At 57.7% G+C, this 22,886-nt stretch carries 20 protein-coding genes; 15 read left to right on the plus strand and 5 right to left on the minus strand.

Features of this window, described 5'->3' with window-relative positions; translation table 11 throughout:
• Positions 1 to 96 precede the first annotated feature (96 nt).
• Together BJ985_RS01750 and BJ985_RS01755 are read left to right on the plus strand one after the other, a co-directional pair.
• Positions 97 to 1,524: a YkvI family membrane protein gene (locus BJ985_RS01750; protein ID WP_179386407.1), complete on the plus strand. Its 1,428-nt coding sequence runs from the start codon at positions 97 to 99 to the stop codon at positions 1,522 to 1,524.
• A 7-nt stretch (positions 1,525 to 1,531) separates the two neighbouring features.
• Positions 1,532 to 2,611, plus strand: a complete 1,080-nt coding sequence (locus BJ985_RS01755) for an aldo/keto reductase (RefSeq protein ID WP_179386408.1) — start codon at positions 1,532 to 1,534, stop codon at positions 2,609 to 2,611.
• 18 nt (positions 2,612 to 2,629) lie between these two features.
• Here BJ985_RS01755 and BJ985_RS01760 read toward each other — a convergent pair whose 3' ends face one another.
• Positions 2,630 to 3,322, minus strand: a complete 693-nt coding sequence (locus BJ985_RS01760; RefSeq protein ID WP_179386409.1) for a LysE/ArgO family amino acid transporter — start codon at positions 3,320 to 3,322, stop codon at positions 2,630 to 2,632.
• A 70-nt stretch (positions 3,323 to 3,392) separates the two neighbouring features.
• Here BJ985_RS01760 and BJ985_RS01765 point away from each other — a divergent pair, with 70 nt between their 5' ends.
• From BJ985_RS01765 to BJ985_RS01780, 4 genes are all read left to right on the plus strand, one after another.
• Entirely contained in the window at positions 3,393 to 4,265 is an 873-nt protein-coding gene (locus BJ985_RS01765; protein ID WP_179386410.1) for an ArgP/LysG family DNA-binding transcriptional regulator, read from the plus strand.
• A 69-nt stretch (positions 4,266 to 4,334) separates the two neighbouring features.
• Positions 4,335 to 5,285, plus strand: a complete 951-nt coding sequence (locus BJ985_RS01770; RefSeq protein ID WP_179386411.1) for a DoxX family protein — start codon at positions 4,335 to 4,337, stop codon at positions 5,283 to 5,285.
• 11 nt (positions 5,286 to 5,296) lie between these two features.
• Entirely contained in the window at positions 5,297 to 5,875 is a 579-nt protein-coding gene (locus BJ985_RS01775; RefSeq protein ID WP_236587079.1) for a hypothetical protein, read from the plus strand.
• Positions 5,868 to 6,182: a transcriptional regulator gene (locus BJ985_RS01780; RefSeq protein ID WP_034668152.1), complete on the plus strand. Its 315-nt coding sequence runs from the start codon at positions 5,868 to 5,870 to the stop codon at positions 6,180 to 6,182. The genes BJ985_RS01775 and BJ985_RS01780 overlap by 8 nt, the downstream gene beginning before the upstream one ends.
• On the opposite strand, the gene BJ985_RS01785 is transcribed toward BJ985_RS01780, so the two are convergent.
• From BJ985_RS01785 to BJ985_RS01795, 3 genes are all read right to left on the minus strand, one after another.
• Positions 6,157 to 7,431, minus strand: coding sequence for a glycosyltransferase family 87 protein (locus BJ985_RS01785; protein WP_179386412.1), 1,275 nt, complete (start codon positions 7,429 to 7,431; stop codon positions 6,157 to 6,159). The genes BJ985_RS01780 and BJ985_RS01785 overlap by 26 nt on opposite strands.
• 79 nt (positions 7,432 to 7,510) lie before the next feature.
• Positions 7,511 to 9,364, minus strand: a complete 1,854-nt coding sequence (gene ilvD, locus BJ985_RS01790) for a dihydroxy-acid dehydratase (protein ID WP_179386413.1) — start codon at positions 9,362 to 9,364, stop codon at positions 7,511 to 7,513.
• 52 nt (positions 9,365 to 9,416) lie between these two features.
• Positions 9,417 to 9,959 (minus strand): PH domain-containing protein, encoded by a 543-nt coding sequence (locus BJ985_RS01795; protein ID WP_005323328.1) that lies wholly within the window; start codon positions 9,957 to 9,959, stop codon positions 9,417 to 9,419.
• A gap of 308 nt (positions 9,960 to 10,267) precedes the next feature.
• Here BJ985_RS01795 and BJ985_RS01800 point away from each other — a divergent pair, with 308 nt between their 5' ends.
• From BJ985_RS01800 to BJ985_RS01835, 8 genes are all read left to right on the plus strand, one after another.
• Entirely contained in the window at positions 10,268 to 12,118 is a 1,851-nt protein-coding gene (locus BJ985_RS01800; RefSeq protein WP_179386414.1) for an acetolactate synthase large subunit, read from the plus strand.
• A gap of 2 nt (positions 12,119 to 12,120) precedes the next feature.
• Positions 12,121 to 12,639 carry an acetolactate synthase small subunit gene (gene ilvN / locus BJ985_RS01805; RefSeq protein WP_179386415.1) on the plus strand — a complete coding sequence of 173 codons (519 nt, stop codon included), beginning with the start codon at positions 12,121 to 12,123 and terminating at the stop codon, positions 12,637 to 12,639.
• Between the two features lie 99 nt (positions 12,640 to 12,738).
• Positions 12,739 to 13,752: a ketol-acid reductoisomerase gene (ilvC, locus tag BJ985_RS01810; RefSeq protein WP_005323324.1), complete on the plus strand. Its 1,014-nt coding sequence runs from the start codon at positions 12,739 to 12,741 to the stop codon at positions 13,750 to 13,752.
• A gap of 112 nt (positions 13,753 to 13,864) precedes the next feature.
• A complete protein-coding gene (locus tag BJ985_RS01815; protein WP_040425014.1) occupies positions 13,865 to 15,655 on the plus strand; it encodes a GmrSD restriction endonuclease domain-containing protein in 1,791 nt (596 codons plus the stop codon).
• Positions 15,645 to 16,550: a hypothetical protein gene (locus BJ985_RS01820; protein WP_236587080.1), complete on the plus strand. Its 906-nt coding sequence runs from the start codon at positions 15,645 to 15,647 to the stop codon at positions 16,548 to 16,550. The genes BJ985_RS01815 and BJ985_RS01820 overlap by 11 nt, the downstream gene beginning before the upstream one ends.
• 63 nt (positions 16,551 to 16,613) lie before the next feature.
• Positions 16,614 to 18,200: a phosphoglycerate dehydrogenase gene (gene serA, locus BJ985_RS01825; protein WP_179386416.1), complete on the plus strand. Its 1,587-nt coding sequence runs from the start codon at positions 16,614 to 16,616 to the stop codon at positions 18,198 to 18,200.
• A gap of 117 nt (positions 18,201 to 18,317) precedes the next feature.
• A complete protein-coding gene (locus tag BJ985_RS01830) occupies positions 18,318 to 19,337 on the plus strand; it encodes a 3-isopropylmalate dehydrogenase (RefSeq protein ID WP_179386417.1) in 1,020 nt (339 codons plus the stop codon).
• A 179-nt stretch (positions 19,338 to 19,516) separates the two neighbouring features.
• Positions 19,517 to 20,326 (plus strand): fumarylacetoacetate hydrolase family protein, encoded by an 810-nt coding sequence (locus BJ985_RS01835; protein WP_179386418.1) that lies wholly within the window; start codon positions 19,517 to 19,519, stop codon positions 20,324 to 20,326.
• A gap of 216 nt (positions 20,327 to 20,542) precedes the next feature.
• Here the strand turns inward: BJ985_RS01835 and BJ985_RS01840 are convergent, their stop codons facing one another.
• Positions 20,543 to 21,646 (minus strand): isochorismate synthase, encoded by a 1,104-nt coding sequence (locus BJ985_RS01840; RefSeq protein ID WP_179386419.1) that lies wholly within the window; start codon positions 21,644 to 21,646, stop codon positions 20,543 to 20,545.
• A gap of 100 nt (positions 21,647 to 21,746) precedes the next feature.
• Here BJ985_RS01840 and BJ985_RS11630 point away from each other — a divergent pair, with 100 nt between their 5' ends.
• Positions 21,747 to 22,886 carry a CE1 family esterase gene (locus BJ985_RS11630; protein ID WP_236587081.1) on the plus strand — a complete coding sequence of 380 codons (1,140 nt, stop codon included), beginning with the start codon at positions 21,747 to 21,749 and terminating at the stop codon, positions 22,884 to 22,886.

Consider the following 22,886-nt stretch of genomic DNA (forward strand, 5'->3'; position numbering starts at 1 on the left):
ATACCGGTGTTGTGGGACCCACGTGCTGGGGAGTGGGGGACAAGGGGCCGCGCGCACCAGTATGCGAGAGATATTCGCTACAAAAGTTAGGCAACCGTGTCTTCTAAAAACATTATCGCCATTGCCATGTCCTTCGTGGGCTTGTTGGTGGGCGCCGGCTTTGCCACGGGCCAAGAGGTGGTGCAGTACTTCACTGCCTTTGGTTCCTGGGGTATTCCCGGCATCATTATCGCCGCACTCATCATGACCCTTGCCGGTACCGTGTTCTTGCAGCTGGGCAGTTACTTCCACGCTTCTGAGCACAACACCGTTTTCCGCAATGTCACCCACCCGATCGTCTCCAAGTTGCTGGACATCGCGGTCATCATCACCCTCTTTGCTATTGGCTTTGTGATGTTGGCTGGCGCGGGTTCCAATATGGAGCAGCAATTTGGCTGGAAGACTTGGATCGGCTCCACGCTCATGCTGGTCTTGGTTTTGATTGTCGGCATGCTCGACGTGGACAAGGTATCCAAGGTTATTGGTGCCGTAACGCCGACCATCATCATTGCGGTCATCGGCGTGGCCATCTACACCGGCCTCAATATGCCGGATGACATCGGCGCAGCTATGGATGCCTCCAGCCAGATCGACACCCCGATTGGTAACTGGCTCATTTCCGCACTCAACTACAACGGCCTTGCCCTGATGCTCGCCGTGTCCATGTCCCTGGTCATCGGCGGCGACAATATCAGCCCGCGCGAGGCCGGCTGGGGCGGCGTTGTAGGCGGCGTCATCTACTCCATCATGATGGGCCTTGCCGGATTCTCCTTGCTGATGAACTCGGATAAGGCACAAGGTTCCGATATTCCGATGCTGTCCTTGGTAGATGACGTTAACCCGACGCTGGGTGCCATCATGGCGGTCATCATTTACATGATGATCTTCAATACCGCTATCGGCATGTTCTACGCGCTGGGCAAGCGCCTATCTGCCGGCCATGAGAAGCGCTTCCCGGTTATCTTCGTTATCGGCTGCTTGGCTGGTTTCGCCGTGTCCTTCGCCGGCTTCAAGACCCTGATGAACTACATCTACCCCGTCATCGGCTACATGGGCATCCTGATGGTGGCCATCCTGGTCTTTGCTTGGTTCCGCAGCCAGTCGCAGATCCAGGATGAGGCCGTGCGCCGTGAGCGCGTACGTGCCCTCATGCACCTGAAGCTGCACCCGGACAAGGCATATGATGCTGAGCGCTATGACGATGAAATTGGCCAGCACATCGAGGACTCCAATATGGACAATGAGGCCCTCTACGATGAGCTGGTGGAGGAAGTCACCGAAGAGCTCGATAGTGACGACGACGTGGACTTTGACAAGGAAAAGTACGAAGAAAATCGCCGCGACCACTCCTACTACACCGAGCGTGACGCGGTAGAAACTGACCGCACCCCGGAAGAAATTGAAAAGTGGGTCGAAGAAACCGGCGCATCCGGCGACCCGGAAGAAGATGAGGAGCTGCCAAAGGCTGACAATTCCAAGAATTAAGCGGACAATGGGTGTCATGAGCATTTATGCACCCGCATCTGAACGTTATGATTCGATGGAGTACCGCCGAGTAGGCAACTCTGGGCTGAAGCTGCCGGCCATTTCCCTTGGCCTATGGCAGAACTTCGGCGATGACCGTCCCCTGGCCACGCAGCGCGAAATCCTGCGCGCGGCGTATGACCGGGGGATTACTCATTTCGATTTGGCCAATAACTACGGCCCTGAACCAGGCGCCGCAGAGGACAACTTCGGACGCATCTTCGCCCGTGATTTTCGTCCCTTCCGCGATGAAATGATCATCTCCTCCAAGGCCGGCTGGGTAATGAATGATTCGCCCTACGGTTTCGGCGGCTCCCGCAAGTACCTGGTGAGCTCCTTGGACGCTTCTCTGAAGCGCATGGGCTTGGATTACGTGGACATCTTCTACCACCACCGTCCGGACCCGGATACCCCGCTGGAGGAGACCCTGTATGCACTGCGCGATATCGTAGCCTCCGGCAAGGCCCTGTATGTGGGCATTTCTTCCTATGGCCCGGAGCTCACCGATGAGGCCGTGGAGTTTATGGAAGATGAGGGCTGCCCGTTGCTGATTCATCAGCCCAGCTATTCCATTCTGAATCGCTGGATTGAGCGCCCGGGCGAAGACGGCGAGTCGCTGCTTGATGTCACAGCGCGCAGCGGCCTAGGCGTCATCGGCTTCGGCCCGTTGGCGCAGGGTATGCTGACGGACCGCTATATCGACGGCATCCCCGCAGATTCGCGTGCGGCGAAGAATAAGACCCTGGAAAAGGACTGGCTCAATGAGGAAAACCTTTCCATGATCCGCTCGCTCAACGAAATTGCAGGCCAGCGCGGTCAGTCGCTGGCCCAGATGGCCATCTCGTGGGTGCTGCGTGACCAGGGGGATCGCACGCTTACCTCGGCGCTGTTGGGTGCTTCTTCCGTGGAGCAGCTCGAACACAATCTGGGCGCGCTGGATCACCTTGACTTCAGCGCGGAGGAGCTGGCTGCGATTGACGACGCCGCCCATGACGCCGGCATCAACCGCTGGGCCGGCGCCACCGCCTCCCGCGTGCGAGGAAACTAGGCGGGCTGAATCCCGGCCCTAGAGCAGGAGCAACTTGAGCGTTAGGCCAATCATGATGACGCCGATGCCGAAGTTGATCCAGCGCCACACTGTGGGCCGGGACAGCACGTGGGAAAAGCGCGCGGCGCCAAAGCCAATAAAAGGGAACCAAGTGAAGCTGGCGCAGATTGCACCGACGGCGAAAAGCCAGCGCCCCGATTCGCCATATTGATTAGCAATGCTGCCGAGCATGACCACTACGTCCACGTAGGCGCCTGGGTTGAGCCACGTTAAGGCCAGGGCGGTCAATAGCGGCTTGACCCAGGAGGGGGATCGCTTGATCTCGACGCGAGTTGCGGTCTTGGTCGTGTTGCGTGCCCGAGAGCCATCGAAGGAGGCGACTTCCTGCGGTACCTTTGGCTGCGTGGATTCGACCTCGATGGCCTCGCCTTTGGTTTTGAATGCATCGCGGAAGCAAGTGAAGGTGAAGTACGCCAGGTAAGCGGCGCCAACATATTTCAGAACCTGCAGGGCGTTGGGGAATTTTTCAACCAAGTAGCCCACGCCGGCCGTGCCGGAGGTGATCAGGATGACGTCGGAAAGCGCGCAGACGACAATGATGAGGCCGATGTGGTCGCGGCGGATGCCGTATTTGAGCAGCATGGCATTTTGCGGGCCGACGGCCACGATGAGCGATAATCCCAGGAAGAAACCAGCAAGCACGATGGACATGCCTTCTAGTGTGAATTCCCGGCCTGAATTAGTCCAGTTAATGAATCTACAGTTGGTTTAGAATAGCTTCATGAACCCGGTGCACTTAGAAACATTGCTCGCCATCGTGGATGAAGGCAGCTTTGATGTCGCCGCTGCCGTACTCGGCATCTCGCCGTCTGCGGTAAGTCAACGCATCAAGGCGCTAGAATCGAGCACCGGTCGAGTGCTCCTTCGCCGTGCCACTCCGGTAACCGCGACAGAAGCGGGGGAGATCCTGGTGCAATCCGCACGCCGCATGGCGTTAGTACAGGCCGAGACGGACGCCCGCCTAGGCCACCGCCTAGCCCGCGTCCCGCTCTCAGTCGCAGTGAACTCGGATTCCCTAGCGACATGGTTTCGTAGGGTCCTTAGCGATACCGCGCGGCGGGGCGATGTCGCCCTGCGCATCCGGATTGAGGATGAGGCGCGCACCTTAGCCATGCTGCGGCGGGGCGATGTGCTTGGCGCGGTGACGAGGGAAGCCACACCGGTCTCTGGCTGCGAGTCGAGCTTTTTGGGCACGATGCGCTACTTCCCGGTGGCGGCACCACATATTGCAGAAAGCTTCCATAATGGCCACCTGACCTGGGAAACTATGCCCCTTGTTGGCTATGGTCCCAACGATCAAGTACTGGATGATGCGATGCGGGAGCGCTTCATTGATTCGGCCGTGGTCCGTGCGCGGGTGTCACAGATTCCCTCTTCCGAGGGCTACCTGGAGGCCGTACGTGTTGGCCTGGGGTGGGGGTTGCTGCCCCAAGCCCAAGCGCTGCCCCTATTGGCGGCGGAAGAGCTGGTGCTTCTCGACGACTCCCCGCTCGATATCGACCTCTACTGGCAGCGGTGGCGCTTGGAATCGGAGGTCTTGAGCGAACTAACGCGTTCGGTTCTCGAGGCTGCGAGCGACTTGGTGGCCACATAGCGCGCAAGCTCGTGCGGCGCGCCGTGGTGGGTACCACAAAAGTGCAGGCACGTGCCCTAAGTTGGAGCTATGAGCGATAAGCAGCAACCGGATAAAGCCAGCCCGTTTGATGAGGATATGGACGTGCCTACCTACAACGCGAAGCCCGCTAGTAAGGATTCTGTCTCCGGCCAGAAAAAGTCGAGGCCCGGCCTTTTCGAGCGCGCCGGCCGCGCTGAGCCGCAGGAGATCAAGCCTTCCCAGGCGCAGCAGGACCACCCTGAAACCGAGGTGCTGTCCTATTCCAGTGCCAATGAAGCCGCACGTCAGGACAGTGGCGCCGGCGAAGAGACCGTAGCCTTCGCGCAACCGGAGTCCACCACGCCGGCTAGCGTAGAGCAAGAAACGGCACTTGCTACTGCCGACGCCCCCGTGGACAGCACCCTCAGCACCGAAACCGCAGAGGAGCGCGAGGCGCGCCTGCAGGCGGAGCAGGAAGAAAAGGAAGGCTATCAGCGCTATGGTCGCCGCGGCACCATCGACTTCGGCCTGCTATTTATCCGTTTGGCGCTGAGTGCTTACCTCATCGTCGCGGGAGCAAAGACCTTCTTCACGCTTGGCGATAGCGAGGGCTTGTCCGGCCTGGAAGGCGATTTTGCCAACTATGCTTGGGATACTGCATTGTCCATCGCGGTGCCGACCATGCAGCTTATCGCTGGCGTGTTCTTGCTGCTCGGCCTCATTACGCCACTGGCGGCCATGATTGGCCTGGTAGTGACCGGCTTTACCGCCGTCCACGAGCTCGCCCAGGCCGATGCCGGCCTGGATGTCTTTAGCTGGCCGGAATCCGTATGGCTTTCCTTGGTCCTCTTTGTCATCGCAGTGGGCCTGCAGTTTACTGGCCCAGGCTTTATCTCTCTAGACTTCAAGCGCTCGTGGGCACGCCGCCCGCTGGGTACTTCCTGGGCCTTTGTGCTCATTGGCGTAGCTATCCTCGTCGCGCTTTGGTTCTTCGGCGCAGGCGTTAATCCGTTGAACTAGGCGCTAATAGATTGTCCGTCGCAATAGCGGCGGATTTTCTTTTCCCCTTGCTTTCTGGGGTGGAAAGTATGATACTTTCTAAAGTGGAAAACAACGAAAAGTCGAAGGCGAAAGGAACGGCGATCATGGACGAAAGCGTGAACGAGGCACTGTCCTTCAACGAGGAAGTGGAGAAAGGGCAAAACGGCAAGAGACGGACCGTGATTAATGCCTCGCTCGCAGTAGTTCTTGCAGGAAGCTATTTCGTTATGAGCCAGTGGGAAGATGATATTCCTCTGTGGGCGTTCCTCGGCTTCATGATGTTTGGCCTCGGAGCGGCAATGTGGGTGGGTAGCCATCAGGGTGATGTGCGTCCGAGCTATAGGCAGGATCCATTCAACCAGCCGGAGCCGGATAAGAAATACTATTTCGGAATTTTTCTAATGTTTGCCCCTACGTTCTTCCAGACCTTTCTCGAAGGGCACATGGTAATTGCGGCCATCGTATTCACGCTGTGGGGCGTGGGCGTGTTTTGGGCTCTCAATTCGGGAGCAATGGATATGTCCACGCGTGGCCATGAAGACGGCAAGCAGGCGAGCGGTGATGAGTGAGCTTGATCCAGTAATTCACCCGCTCAACCGATTTAAAATTTGTGCGGTGCTCAACGCGGCTGGCGCAGTGGAAGGCGCCATCAACAAAGAGATGCGCTTTGCTGCGATTCGGGACAAGGTGAATCAATCCGATGCCACGCTGTCTAAGCAGCTAAGCGCACTGGAAAAAGAGGGGTATGTCAGTCGTTTTCGTGAGTATGGATCCTCGCGTGGCAAGGACACGGTATGGGTGATGCTCACGGCTAAAGGTAAGGCCGCATTCGATTCGCACCTTGCGGCGCTTAAGACGCTAGCGGGGCAGGAGTAGCGGTATTCGCGTTCCGGCTATTGCGCTGGGAGGCATAGAAAGCGGCTGCGAAAAGTGCGACGGCCAGTATGGTTAGCCATACGAAGTCATCCACCCAGAACTTTTGGTAGCGCTCCATGGCGTGGACATCGACTTGATCGCCCCACCACCACTTAGGCGGAACTGTCAGCAGCATGGCTGCCCAGGCGATAAGGACGGTCAGGAGGCTGCCTGCAGCCCAACCTGACGGCAGCCAGGTCCAGGCGCGGTAGACAAAGACCGGGATGATGAGCGTGAGCCAGACCCAGTGGTGCGACCAGGAAACAGGGGAGATGAGGAGGAGGGTGAGGGCGGTGACCAATTGGGCGTCGACAAGCAAGTGCTCCTCGCACAGTCGCTTGATAAGCCACGCGGCAAAGACGATGACCACGAGGGAGGCTGCGAGCCACGCAAGGTTGATGGTCAGTCCATTGGCGTCCATGGCTTCCGTAGAGGAATACATGCGCTGAATGGCTCCCTTGATGGAGCTATTGGACTGGTAATCGGTTGCCACGCCGAAGTCGCCGCCAGAGCCCATATCGAGCAATTTAGAGCTGAAGAACTCCACGAATGCGTCCCAGCGGAAGGCTGCGGCGAGGAGAGTGGCTGCGACTGCGGAGAGGAAAGCCGTGGCAATCTGCTTCCATTCCTTGCGCACGAGGAAGTAGAGCAGCATCGCCAGTGGGGTAATTTTGATAGCTGCGGCCAAGCCAATCAGGATTCCTTGGGGCAAGAAGCGCTTGCGCGGAACGAGGTCGAGGATAACCAGCGCCATCACCACGATGTTGATCTGTGCAAAACCATTGTTGAGATCAACCGGTTCGAAGCGTAAGGCAATGGCCCAGGCAATGGTGGTAATTGGCAAGAGAAAATCCGGCTTCTTTAGCACCGCCTTGAAGACAAAGTAGAGGCAGACGAGCAGGAGTAGATCGGACAGGACGACCATGATGTCGCCCGCCATATCGTGGTCAATGCCGTCAAAGGCCGTGAGCGGAACCATGACGAGCGCGCCAAAGGGTGGATAAATGAAGGGAAGTTCAATGTCCCCGGCCAGCATGGGCTCGCTATAGACGGATCGGTGCTCAAGGAAGGCTTTGACGCCCTCGCGGTAGACCACCATGTCAATGGGAAAGTCCGTGATGCGGGTGTCTTGAATAATCTTGCAGGCGCCAAAAATGAGGCCCAGCAGAGCTAAGGCATAACGAAAAAGTGGGGTGCGCGCGAGTTTCATCGCAGTACACTTTATGCGATCTGCAGGTAAACGGGTGCGCACCCCACCGGGGTCACAGGGAGTTAGCAGTTAATCCTGGCTAATTCACATGGCCATCGACCGCGCGCACCGCGCCGCGATCGGCAGAGGTGGCCATGGCTGCATACGCGCGCAGCGCCTTGGTGATGGGGCGGTTGCGGTTCACCGGAGTCCACGGTTGCTCGCGCTGTTCCTGGGCGGCTCGGCGGCGCTCCAGCACGTCCTCGTCCACATCCAGGGTGAGTTGGCGCTGGTGGATGTCGATGGTGATGGTGTCGCCATTTTCGATGAGCCCGATAAGGCCCTGGTGGGCCGCCTCGGGGGAGATGTGGCCGATGGAGAGGCCGGAGGTGCCGCCGGAAAAGCGGCCGTCGGTAATCAAGGCGCATGCCTTGCCCAAGCCGGCACCCTTGAGGAAGGAGGTGGGGTGGAGCATTTCCTGCATACCCGGGCCGCCGGCCGGGCCTTCATAGCGAATGACCACCACGTCGCCCGGCTGAACTTCCTTGTTCAGGATTATCGATACGGCCTCCTCCTGGGATTCCACCACACGAGCAGGTCCAGAGAATGTCCACAGCTCTTCATCAACGCCCGCTGCCTTGACGATGGCCCCGTCTGGAGCCAGGTTTCCGCGCAGGACAACTAGGCCGCCGTCGGAAGAAAAGGCGTGATCGGCGTCGTGAATGCAGCCATGAGCGGCGTCGGTATCGAGCTCGTCCCAGCGGTTGGATTGGGAAAAGGGTTCGGTAGTGCGCACGCCGCCCGGCGCGGCGTAGTACAGTTCGCGAGCCTCATCCGTGGCGTGCGGGTTGCGGATATCCCAGTCATCGAGCCACTGCTCGGCGTTGTCATAGAGCGCCGTATGCACCTTCAAGTTCAGGTGCCCGGCGCGGCGAAGCTCTCCCAAGATAGCGGGGATACCGCCGGCGCGGTGGACATCCTCAATGTGGTAGGTGCCATTGGGCGCGACCTTGGACAGGCAGGGCACGCGGTAGGAGATGTCATTAATGTCATCGAGGGTGAAATCCACCTCGCCCTCCTGTGCGGCCGCGAGCGTGTGCAGGATGGTGTTGGTGGATCCGCCCATGGCCATGTCAAGCGCCATGGCATTGGTGAAGGCTTCCTTGGTAGCGATATTGCGGGGGAGAACGGATTCGTCCTCCTCGCCGTAATAGCGGCGGCACATATCGACGATGGTGGAGCCGGCCTTTTCAAAAAGGCTGCGGCGAGCCGTGTGGGTGGCCAGGGTGGTGCCGTTGCCGGGCAGCGCCAAGCCGAGTGCCTCGGTCAGGCAGTTCATGGAATTGGCGGTAAACATGCCAGAACAGGAGCCGCAGGTGGGGCAGGCGGATTCCTCCACCTGGGTCAAGCCTTCATCGGATACCGCGTCATTGGCAGAGGCGGTGATGGCGGTGATGAGGTCGGTGGGGGCGTGGGCTACGCCATCAACCACGACGGCTTTGCCGGCCTCCATCGGTCCACCCGAGACGAAAATGGTGGGAATGTTCAGGCGCAGTGCCGCATTGAGCATGCCCGGGGTGATCTTATCGCAATTGGAGATGCATACTAGGGCGTCGGCAGTGTGGGCATTGGCCATGTACTCGATGGAATCGGAGATGATTTCGCGCGAAGGCAGCGAGTAGAGCATGCCGCTGTGTCCCATGGCGATGCCATCATCGACGGCGATGGTATTGAATTCCTTGGGCACGCCGCCAGCCTCGCGCACGGCGTCGGCGACGATATCGCCAACGTTTTTGAGATGTACGTGGCCGGGGACGAATTGGGTGTAGGAGTTGGCGATGGCGACGATCGGTTTGCCAAAGTCATTTTCCTTGGTGCCGGTGGCCCGCCAGAGGGCGCGGGCGCCAGAGGCTTGGCGGCCGACGGTAGTTACTTTTGAACGCAGCGGGAACATGGTTTTCAGTCACCATTCCTTCAAGGATGTGGGGGGAGTGTAGGCGGCGTATTTAGTTTTCGGCCGAAGGCTTGAGCTCGGGGTGGCGCTCGAGGTAGTCCTCATACTCTTCTTTGCTGAGGAGGACTTGTTGGCCGTCACGGTGGACAATTACCACCTTGTCATCTGCCGCTTCACGGCCCTGGGTAAGGGCGTCAGGGATGCGGCCGCGGGAGGCCTCCGAAAGTCGCGGGAGCGAGTTAAAGGTAACGCCGGGCAGGCTGTGCTCCGCGCCGGCCTTGGTGCGGGCGAAGGTGCGGGCGCGTTGGAAGCCGATTCCGGCAAAATCGTCCCATGCGATCTGGATATTTTTCCGGAATGCGTAAGAGATAGCGATTCCAGATTCGGAGACTTTGGTGCGGGATTTTATGACCCACCACAATCCGAGGATGGGGATTATGAACAGCCATGCGAGGTATTTGGGGGCCCATCCGATGCTCAGCAGAGCAATGGCGGACAGGATGAGGATGCCCAAGATGTGGTCGCGGGATGGCTTGAAAACCTCTGCCTGGGTGGTGGACTGACGAGGTTGGTTGTCCTTAGGTGGTGGAGTCATAGTGTGCAAGCCTAATTCACTAAGGCCGGCAAGGGCGAACCTATTTTTCAGGCGTGTCCCACCAGGTGGGAATCGGATCCCAAAAGGGGGTAATTACCACGAGTGCAATACCTATCAATGTATAGTCAGGCCCATGATCATTATTCGACTTCAGGCAGTACCAACGCGGTGGTGACCGCGACGCTTCATGACGTCGACGCATTTCGCCTCCGCAGACAGAAAAGCCCGCGGGGGCTTTGTTCATATCTGGAGCCGGTGCCAATGATGATCAGGACCTGTAATAGACCATTCCAAGGAGCACATTAACCGTGGTTACGACAACTTCGCCCACGCCCGCTTCGGTGGCTGCAGCCTCACGCGCCCACGCTCCGGAGCGGATGAGTGGTGCCCACGCCATTGTCCGCACTCTCGAAGACTTGGGAACCGATCTCGTCTTCGGCATTCCAGGCGGTGCCGTGCTTCCTCTATACGATGCCTTGCACACCTCGACCAAGCTGCGCCATGTGCTCACCCGCCATGAACAGGGTGCCGGCCACGCCGCCGAAGGCTACGCTCAAGCTTCCGGCAAAGTAGGCGTATGCCTTGCCACCTCCGGGCCGGGTGCGACCAACTTGGTGACAGCGCTTGCCGACGCCAACCTGGACTCCGTTCCCATCGTTGCCATCACCGGCCAGGTGGGCAGCAACCTCTTGGGAACCGATGCCTTCCAAGAGGCCGATATTCGCGGCGTGACTATGCCGATTACCAAGCACAACTACATCGTGACGGAACCGAGCCAGATTCCAGCTGCCATTGCAGCCGCATTCCATCTGGCGTCTACGGGCCGTCCGGGGCCGGTCTTGGTGGATATCCCGAAGGACGTGCAAAACGGTGAATTGGAGTATTCCTTCCCGGCTACGTTTGATCTGCCTGGATATAAACCGACAACCAAGCCGCACCATCGCCAGATCGCGCAAGCGGTTGAGCTCATTGCACAGGCAGAAAAGCCGGTCATCTATGCCGGCGGCGGTGTTATCAAGGCGGAGGCGGCAAAAGAACTGCGCGAGTTTGCGGAATTTACCGGAATTCCTGTGGTGACCACGCTCATGGCCTTGGGCGCTTTTCCAGAGTCTCATCCGCTGCACATGGGCATGCCGGGCATGCATGGCACCGTCCCTGCAGTTGCGGCCATGCAGCGAGCTGACCTGTTGATTACTATCGGCGCGCGATTTGATGATCGAGTAACCGGCGATACCTCCACTTTTGCCCCTGGGGCCCAGGTAATTCATGCTGATATTGACCCGGCTGAAATTGGGAAAATCCGCGAGGTTGCCGTGCCAATCGTGGGCGATGCGCGCAACGTGTTGGCAGGTCTCTTAAAGGAGTACCGCAAGAACTCCGCGGTGAAATCTCCGGAATTAGGCCCATGGCGGGATTACCTCGATGGGGTCAAGGAACGGTTCCCCCGTGGCTATGATCCCACTCCGGATGGGCATCTCAATCCCCAATTTGTGTTGGAAAAGCTGAGTGAAACCGTAGGTCCTGAGGCTATCTACTGTGCCGGTGTGGGACAGCACCAGATGTGGTCGGCACAGTTCATTGACTTTGAACACCCACGCTCCTGGATTAACTCCGGTGGTGCCGGAACTATGGGCTATGCCGTCCCGGCGGCCCTTGGTGCCAAGGCAGCATGCCCGGATAAGGAGGTGTGGGCGATTGACGGTGACGGTTGCTTCCAAATGACCAACCAGGAGCTCACCACCGCCGTATTGGAAGGCTTTCCGTTTAAGGTTGCCGTCATCAATAACGGCAACCTCGGCATGGTCCGTCAGTGGCAGACACTGTTCTTTAATGAGAACTACTCCAATACCAAGCTGCGAGAACGAGATGTCTATACCCCCGACTTCGTCCGCCTGGCAGAGGCGCTGGGGAGCGAGGCTATCCGCGTCACCTGTGAGGAAGAAGTGGTGCCGGCCATTGAACGGGCCCGCGCAGTCAATGACCGCCCCGTGGTTATTGACTTCATCGTTGGTGAGGACGCTCAAGTCTGGCCAATGATCGGTGGTGGGGCGTCTAACGAAGAAATTCAATATGCCCGCGGCTTGCGCCCGCTGTTTGATGAAAATGAATCGGCAGCAGAAACTCCTGCCGATATCGACGAGACTATCCAGGAGGTATAGGCGTGGCCCCCAGTGACGTTTCCCGGCATACCCTGTCGGTCCTGGTAGAAGACGTAGAGGGAATCTTGTCGCGCGTGACCGGCATGTTTTCCCGGCGTGGTTACAGCATCATTTCGCTGGTTTCTGCACAAACGGAAAATCCAGGGATTAACCGGCTGACCATCGTGGTCGATGCTTCCGAAAGGATTATGGAACAGGTGACCAAGCAGCTCAACAAGATTGTGCCGGTCATTAAAGTGGTGGAGCTCGAAGCAGACTCGACCGTGGCGCGAGCCCTGATGCTGGTCAAGGTGGCTGCGAATAATGCCAACCGGCCGCAGGTGGTCGATGCCGTTAATATCTTCCGTGCCCGCGTGGTAGACGTGGCACAAGAATCAGTGGTGGTGGAGGCTACCGGTACCCCTGGAAAGCTGGCGGCGCTTCTCGATGTCCTGGAGTCATTCGGTGTGCTCGAGCTGGTGCAGTCTGGTGACGTGGCCTTAGGACGTGGTCCCAAGGCGATGGCACCTCCGCGAAATTAAATCCCACTATATGGTCACCGTGTCTCGCACAGTGGTATAGTGCTAGGTGGGCCGTTGATTCATTGAACTTACAATTATTACAGAATTGAGGACTACGAAATGGCTATTGAAACCTTCTACGACGATGATGCGGATCTGTCTATCATTCAGGGTCGCAAGGTAGCCGTTATTGGCTACGGCTCCCAGGGGCACGCGCACTCGCAGAACCTGCGCGATTCCGGCGTCGAGGTTGTTATTGGTCTGCGTGAAGGCTCCAAGTCGGCGGCGAAGGCCGAGGAAGCCGGTTTTGAGGTCAAGACCGTTGCAGAAGCTGCCAAGTGGGCAGACGTAATCATGCTGCTGGCACCAGATACCTCTCAGAAGCAGATCTTTGAAGATGAAATTGCCCCCAACTTGGAAGGCGGCAATGCGCTGCTGTTTGGGCACGGCTTGAATATCCACTTTAAGCTGATTGAACCACAGGCCAATGTCACCGTCGGCATGGTTGCCCCTAAGGGGCCTGGCCATCTGGTTCGCCGCCAGTTCGTTGACGGCAAGGGCGTTCCGTGCCTCATCGCTACCGAACAGGATCCTAAAGGCGAAGGCCATGATCTGACTCTGTCTTATGCTGCAGCCATCGGCGGTGCGCGTGCCGGCGTTATCCCGACGACCTTTGAAGCAGAGACGGTTACTGACCTCTTTGGCGAGCAGGCCGTCCTGTGTGGTGGCGTAGAGTTTCTGATTCGCACCGGCTTCGAGGTTCTGACTGAGGCTGGCTACGAGCCAGAAATGGCCTACTTTGAGGTGCTGCACGAGATGAAGCTCATCGTGGACCTGATGTTTGAGGGTGGCATCGCCAACATGAACTACTCGGTATCTGATACCGCCGAGTTTGGCGGCTACATTTCTGGCCCTCGCGTTATTGATGCCGATGCCAAGCAGCGCATGAAGGATATCTTGTCCGATATCCAGGATGGCACCTTCACCAAGCGCCTGCTGGCCAATATTGAGGGCGGCAACAAGGAGCTGGAGAGTCTGCGTGAGGAATTTGCGCAGCACGACATTGAAAAGACCGGCATCAAGCTGCGCGATTTGATGAGCTGGGTCAAGAACCCGCTGGATGCTACGGCCTAGGAATAAAAAGCGGCGTCTGCAGCGCACACCCACGGTGAACAGGCATGTTTACCGTGGGTTTTGCCTTATTTGTGTCAGGTAAAACTCCGGTGCGGGGAGTAGGATGAGGGCCATGGGCTTTACGACGCCAAGCTATGATCTCAAAGACCTTTTTGCACGAATTGATCGCGGGGATATCCAGTTACCTGACTTCCAGCGCAGCTATGCCTGGGATGAAGATCGTATTCGATCTCTTATTGTTTCCGTGCTGCGCGGTTATCCCATCGGCGCGCTCATGGCTCTTGACACCCGAAACGAAAAGATGCGCTTTCGTCCCCGTGCCCTTGCGGGCGCACCTGACACTGGCGTCGACCCCGGCTTGCTCCTTTTAGACGGGCAGCAGCGCCTGACCACCCTGTTTCACTGCTTCAACGGCGAGGGCTTCGTAGATACCACTGACTTCCGCAAGAAGAAGATTCACCGCCGCTTCTTTATCGATATTCGCGCAGCCGTACGCGGCAATCTTATGCCGGATGATGCCATCTTCGCGGTCAATCAAGACGGCAAGATTTGCTCGCACTTCGCACCGGCAATCGAGAGCGAAATCCTAACGCGCGAAGATGCGCTAGAGAATATGTGCATTCCCGTGGCTTCTCTGCTCAGTGAAGACGGCGTCGGTATGCTTTTTGAACTTGCGGCGACCAAGCAGGAATACAGCGCGGAACTGGCGGCCTTTAATAATCGCATCATTCGGCCATTGTCCGGTTATGACCTGCCAATGATTCGACTTTCCCGCGAGACGGAGCGAGCCGGCATCGGCTCGATTTTTGCCCAAGCGAACTCGGCCGGCTTGCAGATGGACGTATTCGATCTGCTCACTGCCGTCTTTGCCTCTGAGGACCCCAGCTTCCACTTGGCCGCTGATTGGCAAGAAGTGGAAAAGGATCTGCGTAAGTCCCCAGCCTTGGATGGAATTGGGCGCACCGAGTTCCTCTCTGCAGTATCGCTTCTGGTCTCCGGTGAAAAGGGCTGTGCAGGTGGCCAGCGCGAGGATATTTTGAAGTTGTCATTGGCGGAGTACAAGTCGGCAGCCAACGATCTGCGCATTACCTTCCGTGAGGTATCAGAGTTCTTGGCGGAGCGGTGCATCCTCAGCATGGATCAGGTTCCGTTTAATGAGCAGATTGTTCCCCTGGCAGTCATTATCGCCCGCTTGGCCAAGCGCGGGGGAGCGCTTTCTACCGAGCAGTCCTGGAACCGTATCAACCAATGGTTCTGGTGTGGCGTCTTTGGCGAGCTCTACGGCTCTTCTGCAGTGCAGCTGCGTGCAGCTCGCGACGTAGATGAGGTCACCGAATGGGTAGCCGGTGCAACGGACGAGACGCCGAAGACCGTCGCTGATGCCACCTTCCGTGAATCCCGGCTGCTTTCCGTAGATGGCAAAGATGGCGTATGGCACGGACTCTATGCCCTCCTTATGGCGCGCGGCGCGAAGGACTGGCGCACTGGAAAGGCCTTCACTCGGCATACCTTTGAAGAGCTCAAGCCAGGCTTTTTCCCTGTGTTCCCGCTAAATTGGTGCAAGCGTCACGGAGTTGATCCCGTCTTGGCTGAGTCGGTGATGAACTACACCCCGATGGGCAAACGAACCGAGGTAGTGCTCGACGGTTTCGCTCCCAACCGCTACCTACCTCGCGTTCAGTCCAAGTCCATCATGGAAGATGCGCAATTTGATGAGGTGCTAGCATCCCACGAAATGAACCTGGAATATCTGCGCGCATCGCAGCCGCGTGAATTCCTTGCGGACCGCCGTCACCGATTCTTGGGCATTGTGGAATATGCTTTAGGTAAACCCGTTATCCGCGATGTGGATGAAGCAAACCTTTTTGGTGGAGAGGAAGGTCCGCAAGCTTTTGATCGCTAAATCTGTGCGCTTGGCCGCTACAGTGCTTGTTGCTTCTCTTGCGCTAGCAGCCTGTGGCACTCCGGTCACAGAATCCAAGCTGGTCAGGCGTGGTCTGTCCGATCTGGATGAGTCCGAAATCGATCTCAGCAAGGCCAAGGCGGAAAACCAAAACCGTCTTATTGATCCGAAATTTGATGGCAAGTTGGTCATTGTTAATGACCCCATTGGAATTGAAGCCAGCCGACTATTTTTTGAAGATTCGGATTCGCTTGTCCTTTTTGCCCCGGACGATAAATCGATTCTTCGTGCAGCAACCTTGGCGGTAAACCAGCATTTGCCAGCGGTGCAGTATGACGATGCTAGGCGTTTGGAGATCCATAAGTTGCTCACGGACTTGGGAGTAAGTCGCTTGGTGGTAGTAGGTGACGTGCCGTGGACGAAAACCTCTGGTGAATTCAGCGTGATCAAGGATCCAGGAACGCATAAGGCACTAGGGGAGTTCACGGCATTCCAATATGGTTCTAAGGTGGTAGCTTCCCCGGAGCAGATGGTGAAGGATATTGCCCAGCTAGATAAGACTCCCCATATGGAGCTGCGTCCTGCCTGGGTGCCGTATGAAGGCGAACTTGATGCCGGAGAGGAAAAGAACCAACCCATCCCAGCACAGTCCCGCAGGGACGGCCAGATGGCGCCAAATATCGTTGCCACTAAGGATAGTCCCATCGCGAACGTTATTACTGCGGCAGCCTACGGTGGAAGAGTTTTGGTCGTGCCGACTGCCGATCCGCTAGCGGATAAGCACAGTATGGCTGCTGTAGCGGGCCTTGAGGACGGCGCCTTAGTAGCTTTGGGGCCGGAATTCGGTCGAGTGAAAGAATTTAAGGCAAAAATCAAGCAGGGCACTCCTGACTGAACTACACTTCCTTGACACGCGGGCGACTCGCGTGCACCGCATTTCACTTAAGCGAAGGAAGATATGTCGAAGCCGGTAGTCCTTATTGCCGATAAATTAGCCCAGTCCACGGTTACGGCCTTGGGGGATTTTGTTGAGGTCCGTTGGGTGGATGGGCCGAATCGTGCCGAGCTCCTCGCCGCGGTTCCGGAGGCAGAGGCTTTGCTGGTGCGCTCTGCCACAACCGTTGATGCAGAGGTATTGGAGGCGGCCACAAAGCTCAAGATTGTGGGCCGTGCCGGGGTGGGACTGGATAATGTCGATATTCCGGCGGCCACCGACAAGGGTGTCATGGTGGTCAATGCGCCAACATCGAATATTCACTCTGCGTGTGAACAGGCAATTGCACTGCTCTTAGCGACGGCGCGCCAGATACCAGCGGCCGACCAGTCCCTGCGCGAAGGGGAGTGGAAGCGCTCTTCTTTCAAGGGCGTAGAGGTCTACGGAAAGACCATCGGCATTGTTGGCTTTGGACACATCGGCCAGCTCTTTGCCCAGCGTCTGAAGTCCTTTGAGACAACTATTATCGCGCACGATCCGTACGCCAACCCGGCTCGCGCGGCAGCGTTGGGCGTGGAATTAGTTGAGCTAGAAGAGCTGATGTCGCGTTCGGATTTCGTGACCATTCACCTGCCAAAGACTCCGGAGACAACCGGAATGTTTGATAAGGAACTTTTGGCCAAGGCGAAGCCAGGACAGTTTCTCATTAACGCAGCGCGAGGCGGTTTGGTAGATGAAGCGGCTCTGGCTGAGTCTATCGAGTCGGGACATCATCGAGGTGCGGGCTTTGACGTTTATGCCACGGAACCGTGCACTGATTCTCCGCTCTTTAAGTTGCCGCAGGTTACCGTTTCCCCGCACCTAGGAGCCTCCACTGTAGAAGCGCAGGATCGTGCGGGAACGGATGTCGCGGAGTCTGTGCTAAAGGCACTCGCGGGAGAGTTCGTCCCGGATGCGGTCAACGTCTCCGGCGGGCCAGTGAGAGAAGAGGTTGCTGGTTGGTTGGACCTCGCCCGCAAGCTAGGACTCACTGCTGGCCGCCTTTTGGGACAAGCCCCCGTTGCCGTCGAGGTGGAGGCCTGTGGCGAGTTGTCTACCGAAGACGTGGAAGTGCTAGGACTTTCTGCCGTCCGGGGACTGTTTAGCGCTGTGACTTCGGAACCGGTGACCTTTGTCAATGCAATGCAGATCGCTAATAGTCGCGGGGTAGAGGTGGAGGTGTCTACCAATGCGGAGTCCAAGGGGCACCGCTCTTCCCTGCAGGTGAAGGTTATTGGTGCCGATGGCGAGACGTCCTCGCTCACCGGCGCGCTTATCGGCATCGATGGAACCGAAAAGTTCATTCGCATCAACGGCCGTGGCGTAGATATGCGTGCTACCGGCCGCAATCTCTTTTTCCGTTACGCGGACGCCCCAGGTGCACTAGGAACGGTGGGCACCAAGTTGGGTGCTGCGGGAATCAATATCGTCGCGGCCGCACTTACGCACGGTAAACAGGAATCTGATGCTGTGCTAATTCTGCGCGTGGAAGCCGAGGTGCCAGAGGAGCTCATCGCCGAAATTAATGCGGCCTTGGGCGCTGAATGCGAACAGCTGAACATGGATGCATAAGGCTGCGGACTGCAACAGAATCTCACCCCGCGTGGTGCTAGGTAACTTCCTGCGCCGCGCGGGTTTCTTTTGCTAAGGTAACTTGATATCCACTCTGTGAGAAAGGAATCCTACATAATGAAACTTGCGGTGATTGGCGGCGACGGAATTGGACCAGAAGTGACGGCCGAGGCGCTCAAGGTTCTTCGCGCCGTTCGCTCCGATATTGAAACCACTGAGTATGACCTGGGCGTGCGACGTTATCTGCGTAACGGAGAACTTCTCACGGATGCAGACTTGAAGAGCCTGCGCGAACACGATGCGATCCTGTTGGGGGCGATCGGCGCCCCAGGTGAGGTGCCGCCGGGCGTGCTGGAGCGGGGGCTGTTGCTTAAGATGCGGTTTGCGCTGGATCATCACGTGAACCTGCGTCCCTCTAAGCTCTATCCCACCGCTTCCTCGCCGCTCGCTGAACCGGGCGATATCGATTTCGTTGTGGTGCGCGAAGGTACCGAGGGTTTGTACTGCGGAAACGGCGGCACTTTGCGGGAAGGTACTGAGCATGAGGTAGCCAGTGAGGTATCGCAAAATACCCGCTTCGGCGTGGAGCGTGTAGTGCGCGATGCGTTTGCGCGAGCAGCGCAGCGCCATAAGCATCTGACCTTGGTGCACAAGAAAAATGTCTTGGTCAATGCTGGTGGTTTGTGGCAACGCACTGTTAATGAAGTCGCCGCCGAGTTTCCAGAGGTTGAAGTGGATTATCAGCATATTGATGCTGCAACCATTTATATGGTGACCGATCCGGCGCGCTATGACGTCATCGTGACCGATAACCTTTTCGGAGATATTCTCACCGATTTGGCGGGCGCGGTAACCGGCGGTATCGGCCTTGCTGCCTCCGGAAACATCGATGCCTCTGGCGCGAATCCTTCCATGTTCGAGCCGGTGCACGGTTCTGCGCCAGATATTGCGGGAAAGGGGATTGCAGATCCAACGGCGGCAATCTTGTCCGCCGCCATGCTGCTTCGCCACGTGGGTGATGAGTCCAACGCCCAGCGGATTGAGGATGCGGTGGCACAAGACGTTGCGCGCCGCGGTGCTGAACCAATAGACACCGTCGAAGTCGGTGACCGAATCGCCCAGCTTCTCGTCGCATAGAGACTGGCTTCTTGCGCTGGGCGCTTGCCGACGTCCTGAAACCTCCAGTGTTTCCTGGCGTAGTCCGCACTGGGGTTAGCAACGGTGATTAAAGGACAATGGGAATTTACTCAAATTAACTAATTAACACCGTACCCTTTGCACACATGTGAAGGAAGCGATTGAGTAGGATTGCCGCTATGCGTTTAGGACGAATTGCACACCCAGAAGGAATCTGTTTCGCCATTATCGATGGGCCAAAAGACGCCCCACTGGAAGAGCTAGTAGCCAAGGAAATCGCCGGCACGCCCTTCACCCCGCCGGAGCCAACCGGCCGTGAGTGGAAGCTTAACGAGGTTCGCCTCTTGGCACCGACCCTTCCCACCAAGGTGGTAGCGCTTGGACGCAACTATGCGGACCACGTTGCCGAGGTTTTCAAAAAGTCTGCTGATAGCCTTCCTCCCACCATCTTCATCAAGCCATCTACCGCGGTCATTGGCCCGGATGCTGCAATCAAGATTCCGGACTACGCCACCAACGTCGAGTTTGAGGGCGAGCTTGCCGTGGTCATTTCTAAGCCGTCGAAAAACATCAAGGCCGAGAACTGGAAAGACCACGTGCTGGGATACACCATCTGTAACGACGTTTCCTCCCGTGACCTGCAGTTTAAGGATGGCCAATGGGCTCGTGCCAAGGGCATTGACACCTTCTGCCCGCTCGGCCCGTGGATCGAAACCGATCTGGATAGCTTGAATCTAGACGATCAGAAGATTAATGCGTATCTGACGCACGAGGGTTCTCGCGAGCAAAAGCAGGATTCCAATACGGACCAGATGATCGTGAAGATGGGCGGCATTTTGGAGGAGATCTCCGCTGCCTACACTTTGCTGCCCGGCGATGTCATCACCACCGGCTCCCCAGCTGGTACCGCTCCTATGGTCCCAGGTGACACCATCGAAATCGAGATCCCAGGCCTCGGCACCCTGCGCAATTCCATCCACCGTGCATAACCCAAGCCACTAGGAGCACCGCGCCTGCGTACCCACCTCCGAAGAAATGGGGGAACACTACCAGAGTTCTGGGCGGGTGTGATCGGGCAACCCCAATGAGACCCTTGTCGAGTACGCCGCGGGACTTAACCCCGGCACCGCCCTCGGCATTGGATGTGGGGAAGGCGCGTGTGCGCACCACCAAAGCGATGTCGTGCTCGTCGCCAAGCGTGTGGGCTAGAGGCTAAGTGCCTTCAAAATGGTGCGCAGCTTGGCCGTGGTTTCTTCCAGCTCGGCATGGGCATCGGAATCGCCTACGATGCCACCGCCGGCCCACGCGCGCGCGGAAAGACCATCGCCGGCTACTTCTGCGCAGCGGATGGCTACCATGTACTCGCCGTCGCCGGAGCTATCGCACCAGCCGACCGCTCCGGCATAGAATCCACGGTCCGTTTCTGCAGTCTCAATGAGGGCTTGGGCGGCCTCTGCAGGGGTGCCACAGATGGCTGGTGTGGGGTGTGCTGCCAGGGCAAGCTCAAGAGCGGTCAAGTCTTTATCCTTGAGTGTTCCGGAAATTGGCGTGCCAAGGTGCCACATCTCATTGGTGCTAATAAGTTGCGGGGTGTCCGGAATGTCTAGCCGCTCGCACAGTGGGCTAAGCACTCGGCGCAGGTGTTCCACTACGAAGGAATGCTCGTGGAGATCCTTGGCGGAATGCAAGAGATCTTGACCTGCGATGTGGTCCTCAGCCGCTGAGGTGCGGCGCGGAGAGGAGCCCGCCAGGGGGAAAGCAGAAACAGTCGAGCCCTGACGCTTGACCAAAACCTCTGGGGAAGAACCAACCAGCATCGCGCCCGGCCGGCCAGCGGGGGAGAGATCGGCAATGAAGCCATCGCGGTTGGCGGAAAGATCGATAAGGCGCGCCGCCACGAGGCGTGGATCAATAGCCTCAGGGAATTCGATATCTACGGCGCGGGCCAAAACCACCTTGTCCAGTTTGGAGGTCTCGATCGTGCCGATAGCCGCCTCTACGCGGCGTAGGTGCTCTTCGGGTTCCGGATCGAATCCGACCACTCGCGAGTTTAGGCTTTTATTGCGGTAGTAGGCGTGCGGCTCCAAGGGGCCCTCTTCGCGGATGATGGCCTCCGGCACCGTCAGTGCAGCGGGCGTGTCAGAGTCGAACGGAATCGCGCCGACCACCATGTCTACATCCTTGCTACGCAGGGCGGAAATTGCCGCGTCGGTGTCATTAAAAGTGTGGCGCGCACCTTGGGTACGGACAGACCCCGTTGCTCGCGAAAGCAAAAAATCGGGGGCGGTGCTTGGTCTGTCTTCGTGCATGGGGATCTAGCTTAGTGCCTTGGGCTTTTCTTACAGAATTGAGTGTGCACTGGGCGTGTAAACAGTGAATCAAGTGAAGGATGTGGTTAATTTTAACCTTGTGGCTAATGTTACTAAGTTTCTTTATCGTTCCCTATACCTGATCCTCGCTGCTGCGCTGGCTAGCGCTGCGCTTGTGTGCGCCGCTCCTGCCCATGCTCAAGAAGGGCCACCTCCCGCACCCGCCCCTGGCCCTGAAAATGCACCACAGCCAGCACCAGCTCCAGCACCTGCTCCCGAAAATGCAAAGCCAGTTACCCCGCAGCCTGATGGGTCCCACCTAGTTCCAGAAGGTGTTAAGGAATCCACCCCGGCACCAGTAGAAGGTGGCAGCAGCGATGACAATGCAGCGCCTGGTCCTGAGGGATCGTCTCTTCCCGAGCCAGCGCCGCGGCCGCCAATGGTAGATACCAGCATCAATCCGAACCCGCCGTTTGCGCCGGGTTCCATGCAGTCCCTAGAGATGGAGCACGAGGGTAAGACTCGCAGGTACTTGTTGCGTATTCCAAACCACTATTCGCCGGAAAAGGCGGCGCCCGTTCTCTTCGGCTTTGGTGGGTGGGGAGATTCCCCGGAGAACTACTCCGGCTATGCACGCATGCAGACCACTGAGGCCAATAACGAGGCCATCATCGTCTATCCAGAGGGATTCGAGCGCGCCTGGGAGGCGGCGCCTTATGCTAAGACGCGCGATGGGGAGGATATCCGCTTTATCAAGCGCATTCTTGATTCGGTAGACAAGGACTACCACGTTGATCGAAACCGCGTATACGCCATGGGTATGTCTAACGGAGGCGGCTTTACCTCGGTGCTTGGCTGCCACGCACAGGACACCTTTGCCGCTGTAGCTATGGTTTCGGGTGCCTTCTACAACCCAGTTGAGGTCAACTGTGCTGATGCGCCGATGAATACCCTCATCATGCATGGCGTTAACGACAAGATGATGACCTATGAGGGCGGTGACCGGCACGAGGCTGGATACCTCCCTGTGCGTACGGTGCTCGGCGGCTACCTTAAGCGCAATCGCTGTGATATGACCTTTCAGTCCACTCCGGAAGCTGGCGGTTCAGAACGCTTGAGCTTTAACGGCTGCCAAAAGGATGTGCAACTGGTTAAGGTTCCGCAAGACCACACCTGGTTCTGGCAGCCAGATACGCCGAACGTGGTCTGGGACTTCCTGTCGTCTAAGACTCGGGTATAG

The sequence above is a fragment of the Corynebacterium tuberculostearicum genome (assembly GCF_013408445.1).
Lineage (GTDB): Bacteria > Actinomycetota > Actinomycetes > Mycobacteriales > Mycobacteriaceae > Corynebacterium > Corynebacterium tuberculostearicum.

Excerpts from the sequence above, each read along its gene's own strand:
- BJ985_RS01755 (WP_179386408.1), top strand. The coding sequence starts at position 1,532 with ATGGGTGTCATGAGCATTTATGCACCCGCATCTGAACGTTATGATTCG.
- BJ985_RS01760 (WP_179386409.1), bottom strand. The coding sequence starts at position 3,322 with ATGTCCATCGTGCTTGCTGGTTTCTTCCTGGGATTATCGCTCATCGTG.
- BJ985_RS01765 (WP_179386410.1), top strand. The coding sequence starts at position 3,393 with ATGAACCCGGTGCACTTAGAAACATTGCTCGCCATCGTGGATGAAGGC.
- BJ985_RS01770 (WP_179386411.1), top strand. The coding sequence starts at position 4,335 with ATGAGCGATAAGCAGCAACCGGATAAAGCCAGCCCGTTTGATGAGGAT.
- BJ985_RS01780 (WP_034668152.1), top strand. The coding sequence starts at position 5,868 with ATGAGTGAGCTTGATCCAGTAATTCACCCGCTCAACCGATTTAAAATT.
- BJ985_RS01785 (WP_179386412.1), bottom strand. The coding sequence starts at position 7,431 with ATGAAACTCGCGCGCACCCCACTTTTTCGTTATGCCTTAGCTCTGCTG.
- ilvD (WP_179386413.1), bottom strand. The coding sequence starts at position 9,364 with ATGTTCCCGCTGCGTTCAAAAGTAACTACCGTCGGCCGCCAAGCCTCT.
- BJ985_RS01795 (WP_005323328.1), bottom strand. The coding sequence starts at position 9,959 with ATGACTCCACCACCTAAGGACAACCAACCTCGTCAGTCCACCACCCAG.
- ilvC (WP_005323324.1), top strand. The coding sequence starts at position 12,739 with ATGGCTATTGAAACCTTCTACGACGATGATGCGGATCTGTCTATCATT.
- BJ985_RS01815 (WP_040425014.1), top strand. The coding sequence starts at position 13,865 with ATGGGCTTTACGACGCCAAGCTATGATCTCAAAGACCTTTTTGCACGA.
- serA (WP_179386416.1), top strand. The coding sequence starts at position 16,614 with ATGTCGAAGCCGGTAGTCCTTATTGCCGATAAATTAGCCCAGTCCACG.
- BJ985_RS01830 (WP_179386417.1), top strand. The coding sequence starts at position 18,318 with ATGAAACTTGCGGTGATTGGCGGCGACGGAATTGGACCAGAAGTGACG.
- BJ985_RS01835 (WP_179386418.1), top strand. The coding sequence starts at position 19,517 with ATGCGTTTAGGACGAATTGCACACCCAGAAGGAATCTGTTTCGCCATT.
- BJ985_RS01840 (WP_179386419.1), bottom strand. The coding sequence starts at position 21,646 with ATGCACGAAGACAGACCAAGCACCGCCCCCGATTTTTTGCTTTCGCGA.